The sequence below is a fragment of the Flavonifractor sp. An306 genome, assembly GCF_002159455.1.
In the GTDB taxonomy this organism is placed as follows: Bacteria; Bacillota; Clostridia; order Oscillospirales; family Oscillospiraceae; genus Flavonifractor.
In genome coordinates this window covers 1-941 of sequence record NZ_NFIQ01000224.1, presented here as the reverse complement: position 1 = coordinate 941, position 941 = coordinate 1, and the positions used below count along the sequence as shown (strand labels likewise).

General features: G+C 41.0%; 1 protein-coding gene. It reads right to left on the bottom strand.

Going from position 1 to position 941, the window contains the following annotated elements; genetic code table 11:
* Positions 1–189 precede the first annotated feature (189 nt).
* Positions 190–941 (bottom strand): hypothetical protein (locus B5F88_RS20965; protein ID WP_275532963.1); only part of this gene is annotated, 752 nt, incomplete at its 5' end.

The window sequence follows — 941 nt, the reverse complement described above, 5'->3', positions numbered from 1 at the left end:
AAAGAAGCATTGTATTGAAAAACAATACAATGCTTCTTGCTTATCACTATGCTATTGCAGCTCAAATAACACAAGTTAAACACAAAATCAGAAGACACCCGAGTAACTTGGTAACTCAGTAACTTACCCAGCTATTGTTAACTTTGATTAGTTGAGTATATCACTTCCGGTTGTGTCAGTCAATCAAATTTAGAAGTTTTTCCAGATAACCTCTTTGCGATAGTTGCCTGACACACCACCAACACTAGTTGTTGTGTCAATCTCATATTTCTTCCAATCCGACGCTTGGAGGTATTGATTGTATAGCGGCACATCATAATTGCTTATCACAATTTTTGCCTGGGCACCTTGAATTAACTGCAATAGTGTCTCATGGTCTTGCTTCTCAGAAGACAACTTATAAGCCTTTCCTAAATTCTTCGATTCGTCCTCTGGGTCAAGATAAGAGGGGTCTAAGTAAAAGCATACATTGGGGTCATTGAGGTAATTGCATTCGTCCAGATAGCACAACGCACCTACCTGGCTAACTTGCACCCCCTCCATACGCTCAGCTACCTCATACAGTTTACCTATCCTCGCCTGATATTGCTCTTGGGTCTTAAATTTATTTGGGCTGAACGCTCCCCCCATGCCGTCCCGGCTCATGGTGTAAACAATCCAGGTTGCTACCGCTAAACTAATATCATCCACAGTACTGGAATCGTGGTTATTGAGCGCATGGCGGTATGCAATGCTATAAATCCTGCCTTGGCACATTTTGGCAAGTTTCTTCTTCCTTGCTTCAGACAACTTACCACCTTGGATTGCCTGGATGGTCTTTCTTAAACGATTTGCCTTAACAATATTTTTATCCGCAATCAGCTTTTTTACCTGTGTAGAAAGTGCGGTCAAATAATCACGGGTAACCTCATTGAAAATCTGATTAAAATTTTCTTCATCGT